This is a genomic window from Sinomonas sp. G460-2 (genome assembly GCF_047759905.1).
Classification (GTDB): Bacteria; Actinomycetota; Actinomycetes; order Actinomycetales; family Micrococcaceae; genus Sinomonas.
Map to the genome: position 1 here is coordinate 1 of NZ_JBKZWT010000235.1, position 5,747 is coordinate 5,747.

General features: G+C 69.6%; 6 protein-coding genes. All 6 read left to right on the forward strand.

Annotation, left to right across the window (positions count from 1 at the left end; translation table 11 throughout):
* Positions 1 to 252 (forward strand): response regulator transcription factor (locus ACLN58_RS16795; protein ID WP_415856397.1); only part of this gene is annotated, 252 nt, incomplete at its 5' end.
* Positions 253 to 397: 145 nt separating this feature from the next.
* Positions 398 to 913 carry a hypothetical protein gene (locus tag ACLN58_RS16800; RefSeq protein ID WP_415856398.1) on the forward strand — a complete coding sequence of 172 codons (516 nt, stop codon included), beginning with the start codon at positions 398 to 400 and terminating at the stop codon, positions 911 to 913.
* A gap of 87 nt (positions 914 to 1,000) precedes the next feature.
* Positions 1,001 to 2,005, forward strand: a complete 1,005-nt coding sequence (locus ACLN58_RS16805; protein WP_415856399.1) for a hypothetical protein — start codon at positions 1,001 to 1,003, stop codon at positions 2,003 to 2,005.
* Positions 2,002 to 3,195: a tRNA dihydrouridine synthase DusB gene (gene dusB, locus ACLN58_RS16810; RefSeq protein ID WP_415856400.1), complete on the forward strand. Its 1,194-nt coding sequence runs from the start codon at positions 2,002 to 2,004 to the stop codon at positions 3,193 to 3,195. Before ACLN58_RS16805 ends, dusB begins: the two co-directional genes overlap by 4 nt.
* Complete coding sequence (locus tag ACLN58_RS16815; RefSeq protein ID WP_415856401.1) at positions 3,179 to 4,465, forward strand: deoxyguanosinetriphosphate triphosphohydrolase; 1,287 nt, start codon at positions 3,179 to 3,181, stop codon at positions 4,463 to 4,465. The genes dusB and ACLN58_RS16815 overlap by 17 nt, the downstream gene beginning before the upstream one ends.
* 25 nt (positions 4,466 to 4,490) lie before the next feature.
* Positions 4,491 to 5,747: DNA primase (dnaG, locus tag ACLN58_RS16820; protein WP_415856402.1), on the forward strand; the 1,257-nt coding region annotated here is incomplete at its 3' end.

Sequence of the window (5,747 nt, forward strand, 5' to 3'; positions counted from 1 at the left end):
GCCGGCCTCCGCGTGGTCGATCCGACCCTTGCGGCGGAGTCCCTCACGGCGGGGGAGAGCCCGCTCACCGATCGCGAGACCGAGGTGCTTCGGGCCGCCGCCGGCGGCGGGACCATCGCGAACATTGCCCGCGAGCTGTTCCTCTCGGAGGGGACGGTCCGGAACTATCTTTCGAGCTCGATCGGCAAAACCGGCGCGAGCACGCGGGCGGAGGCGGCTCGCATCGCGGAGGAGAACGGCTGGCTCATCTGACCACGAGCGTCCGACCGGTGTTCATCTGACAGATGTCATGCCGGAGTCATGACAGGCGCATGGGGGCCGCAGGCGGCCTCGGCGGAACGATGGATTCAGGCCGCCAGAGAGGCGGCGCCCCACTGAACCAGGAGCTCCGATTCCGATGACCGGCCTCACCCTCAGCTTCGCGAACATCGTCCTCGCCGTCGCGGTCCTCGCGTGGGCCATCTTCCGCCAGTTTCAGACCCGCCCTGTGGGCGCCCTCCGCGCCCGCACGTTCGTGATCCTCGGCGCCATTGGTGTGTGGCAGCTGGCCCAGATCGCCGACTCGCACGGTTTCACGCCTGTCGAGGCCGTGACCCTCGCCCTGTCAATCGGTCTCGCGGCTGGCTTCGGCTGGTTGCGTGGCCGCACGGCGGCCGTCTGGATCCAGGACGGCGTCGCGTACCGTCGCGGCGGTTGGGCCGCGGTCGGTCTGTGGATTGCGGGGCTTGGGGTGCACATCGGGGTTGAGTTCTTTGGCTCGACGCTTGAGGGGCTACGCGGGCCGAGCCCCGTCGCGAACGCCTCGATCATGCTGTACATCGCGGTGACCCTCGGCATCCAAGCCCTCGTGGTGTCCCGTCGCGCGGCGGCCATCGCGTGGGCGGCGGAGCCCCTGCGGCAGCCCGTCGCCTAGCGAGTTATCCACATACGACGGCGGCGCCCTCCCGCGCGTGCCATGGCCCCGCTAGCGTCGGGGCCATCGCACGTTTAAGGGGGACACATGGGCAAGGCAGCGCGGGTCAGGAAGGCACGCTCGGAGGTTCGAGAAGGAACGGCGGCGCTGGACTCGCCGGATCGCTATATCGAAGGATTCACCATCGGGCAGGCCGATGCCCTGCGCGGGCATTGCGCGGAGGCGGTCCGCTCGCTCGGGTATCGCGCGTGGGATCGGGGCAGCCACATCGTCGTGACGGGCGGGCCGTTCAGGGCGCCGGGGGCGACCCTCGGCTTCACCACGATCGCGCGGGAGGCGGCCCGCATCCCGGAGACGGGCTGGGGAGGGCTCGCGAGGGACATCGTGGGCCACCTCATCTCGACGGCGCTCGCCGCGCCGCCCCACGTCTCGCGCGACGATCTCCGCGAACAGCTCTTCCCGCGGTTCTCAGCACCGGGGAGGATTCCCGCGGCGCAGCTCGCGGAGGACTACTCGTATGCGCGGAGCGTGGCCGGCCTGCCGCTCCTTCTGGCCGTGCGGCACAGTCAGGCCTCGGCCTTCCTCGCGGACGTCCACCTCTCCAAGGTCGGGGGAGCCGAGCAGGCGTGGGAGATGGCCGAGGCGAATCTCTTCGAGGCCGAGCTTGGGGAGCCCACGGCGTATCAATCGGACACCGGTTCGGCGGTCATCCTGCTCGAGTCCGAGCATCCGCGGCAAGCTGCGTGGCTCGCCCATCCCGAGCGCCTCGTGGAGAGGTTGGGCCTTGAGGTAGGCGCCTCCGGGTTGCTGTTCTGCGTTCCGGCCCACCGCATGCTCGGCTTCCAAGACGTGGATGGCCTGGCCTCGGTTGAGGACGTCCACCGGATGCGTGACCTCGTCGCGATCTTGGCTGAGGGCGAGGTAGCGCCGCTGAGCAGCGAATTGTTCTGGTGGCGGCCGGGCCAGCCGATCGTCGCCGCGACCGCCCCTCTGGGCCGGACCACTGTCGTGCTCGACGATTCGCTCGCCGCCCTCCTCTCCGGGGCCGAGGTCCCGTCCCCGGGCCGGGACTTTGACACAATGGACGGGTGACTGCTGTGCCCATCGCCCTCTCGGAAGCCCCCGCGCCCGCCCGGCTCGAACTCCCGCCGCTCAAGCTCGGGAACCTGACCGTCGAGACTCCGGTGGTGCTGGCACCCATGGCCGGCATCACGAACAAGGCTTTCCGCCGTCTCTGCCGTGAGTTTGGGGGAGGCCTCTACGTCGCGGAAATGGTGACGTCCCGTGCTCTCGTTGAACGGCACCCCGAGTCGCTGCGCATCATCTCGCACGACGACGACGAGAAGGTCCGCTCGGTCCAGCTGTACGGTGTTGACCCCGTGACGGTCGGCCGGGCCGTGAGGATGCTCGTCGAGGAGGGCCGCGCCGATCACATCGATCTCAATTTCGGCTGCCCCGTCCCCAAGGTGACGAAGCGAGGCGGAGGTTCCGCCCTCCCGTGGAAGACGGACCTCTTCAGATCGATCGTGACGACTGCCGTGCGCGAGGCGCAGCGCGGCGACATTCCGCTGACCATCAAGATGCGCAAGGGCATCGACGATGACCATCTGACGTATCTCGAGGCCGGCCGGATCGCGCGCGACGCGGGGGTGGCCGCCGTCGCCCTCCACGGCCGCACGTGCGCGCAGTTCTATTCGGGCACGGCCGACTGGGACGCGATCGCGCGTCTCCGCGAAGCGCTCCCCGACGTCCCGGTCCTCGGCAACGGGGACATCTGGAGTGCCGAGGACGCGATGCGGATGGTGCGGCACACGGGCGTGGACGGCGTCGTGGTGGGCCGCGGATGCCAGGGCCGGCCGTGGCTCTTCGGCGACCTCCAGGCCGCGTTCGAGGGGCGCGCCGAGCGCAACCGCCCCGGCTTGGCCGCCGTCGCGGAGGCGTTCTACCGCCACGCCGAGCTCCTCGTGGACTACTTTGAGGACGAGGACAAGGCCTTGCGCGACATTCGCAAGCACGTTGCGTGGTACTTCAAGGGCTATACCGTGGGCGGCGAGCTCAGGGCCAAGCTCGCCCAGGTGCCCACGCTCGCGGTGCTTCGCGAGCTGCTCGGCGAGCTCGACCCCGAGGCCTCGTACCCCGGTGCCGACGCCGAGGGTCCGCGTGGGCGCGCGGGCTCCCCGAAGCGCCCGGCGCTCCCGGACAAATGGCTCGAGAGCCGGTCGATGGACGCGGGCCAGACGCGTGACATCGCGGCGGCCGAGTTGGATGTCTCCGGTGGTTGAGCCGTCGAAGAACGGCCACTACACGGCCGACGACAGCCGTCGCTGGGTCGCGGAGCCGATCAAGAAGAGTTACCGCAGCGACTTCGAGCGCGATCGCGCTCGCGTCCTGCACTCGTCCGCCCTCCGTCGCCTCGGTGCGAAGACGCAGGTCGTCGCACCCGACACGGACGACTTCGTGCGGACGCGCCTCACGCACTCGCTCGAGGTGGCCCAGGTGGGCCGGGAGCTCGGCCGGGTCCTCGGATGCGATCCCGACGTCGTCGACGCCGCGTGCCTGAGCCACGATCTGGGCCACCCTCCGTTCGGGCACAACGGCGAGAGCGCGCTCAACGACATCGCCCACCGGATCGGTGGCTTCGAGGGCAACGCGCAGACGCTCCGCCTCCTGACGCGGCTCGAGCCGAAGGTGCTCGACGGCCAGGGCCGCCCGGCGGGGCTCAACCTCACGAGGGCGAGCCTCGACGCCGCCTGCAAGTATCCGTGGACGGCGCGGGACGCCCCGCTCGTGCACGGCCAGCGCACCAGCAAGTTCGGAGCGTACGAGGACGATCTTGAGATCTTCGAATGGGTCCGCGAGGGGGCGCCAGCGGGCCGGAGCTGCCTTGAGGCCCAGATCATGGACCTCTCTGACGACATCGCATACTCCGTGCACGACGTCGAAGACGCGATCGTCGCCGGCAAGTTCCAGCTCCGCTGGATGGCGAACCCGGACCACCGGGCCCGCGTGGTCGGCTACACCCAGCAGTGGTATCTCCCGCACAGCGATCCCGCGGAGATCGACGCGGCTCTCGCGCGCCTCGAGTCCACCCCCGTGTGGGTGCTCGAGGCCGACGGCTCGCGCAGGGCTATGGCGGCCCTCAAGAACATGACGAGTCAGCTCATCGGCCGCTTCTGCGACAGCGCGCTGGGCCTCACCCGTGCCGCGTTCGGTGAGGCGCCGCTCACGCGCTACGCGGGCGAGGTTGTGGTCCCGCAGGAGACGGTCATGGAGATCGCCGTCATGAAGGGCCTCGCTACGACGTTCGTCATGACCACGGATCACCGCCAGCCGATCTACGAGCGGCAGCGCGAGGTGCTCCACGCGCTCGTTACCGCGCTGAGCGCCTCCGGGGACAGACACCTCGAACCGATGTTCGCCGCGGACTGGCGCGCCGCGGGCGACGATGCTGCGCGGCTGCGGGTCGTCATCGACCAGGTCGCGTCGCTCACAGACGCGTCGGCGCTGTCCTGGTACGAGCGTCTCGTCGGGAGCCTGCCCAGTCTCTGGTGACGGTGGGGAAGACTAAGGTGGTGACGTGGCAGGGCTGATCAAACCGGAGGACATCGCTGAGGTGCGCGCGCGCACCGACATCAGGGAGGTCGTCGAGGGGTACGTCACGCTCAAGAGCGCGGGCATCGGCTCGTACAAGGGTCTATGCCCGTTCCACGACGAGCGTTCGCCGTCGTTCCACGTTCGCCCTCAGGTCGGCACGTACCACTGCTTCGGCTGCGGCGAGAGCGGGGACGTGATCAGCTTCGTCATGAAGCTCGACCACACGGGTTTTGCCGAGACGGTCGAGAAGCTCGCGGCTCGCATCGGCTACGAGCTCCACTACGAGGAAGGCGCGGGGCCGCGCCGCGAAGAGGTCGGGCGGCGGCAGAGGCTCCTCGACGCGCACAAGATCGCCGCAGAATTCTTCCGCGACCAGCTCCTCACGCCGGGGGCCGCGGCCGGCCGCCAGTTCCTGTTCGAGCGTGGCTTCGACCGCGGCGTCGCCGAGCAGTTCGGCGTCGGCTTCGCGCCGCAGGGGTGGGACGGCCTCCTGAAGCAACTCCGCGGCCGCGGCTTCCGGGACGAAGAGCTCAAGCTCACCGGCATGTTCTCCGAGGGCAATCGAGGCCTCTACGACCGCTTCCGCGGGCGGCTCGTGTGGCCCATCAAGGACATCGCAGGGGACGTGATCGGCTTCGGTGCCCGCCGGCTCTTCGACGACGATCAGGGGCCCAAGTACCTCAACACGCCGGAGACCGCGCTCTACAAGAAGTCGCAGGTCCTCTACGGGATCGACCTCGCGAAGCGGAACATCGCGAAGAAGCGCCAGCTCGTGGTCGTCGAGGGCTACACCGACGTCATGGCGTGCCACCTCGCAGGGATTGATACCGCGGTCGCGAGCTGCGGCACGGCGTTCGGCAGCGAGCACATCAAGATCGCCCGGCGCCTCCTCTCCGACGACGGCACCGGGGGAGAGGTCGTCTTCACGTTCGACGGCGACGCCGCGGGTCAGAAGGCGGCCCTGAAGGCCTTCGAGGAGGATCAGCGCTTCGTCGCCCAGACCTACGTCGCGGTCGAGCCGAACGGCATGGACCCGTGCGAGCTCCGCCAGCACCGCGGCGACGCCGCTGTTCAGGGCCTCATCGACAGCCGTCGACCGCTCTTCGAGTTCGCGATCCAAGCGGCGCTGCGCAAGCACAACCTCAACACGGTGGAGGGGCGCGTCTCGGCCCTTCGCGAGGCCGCACCCGTCGTCGCCCAGATCCGGGACCACGCCATCCGGCCTGCGTACACGCGCGAG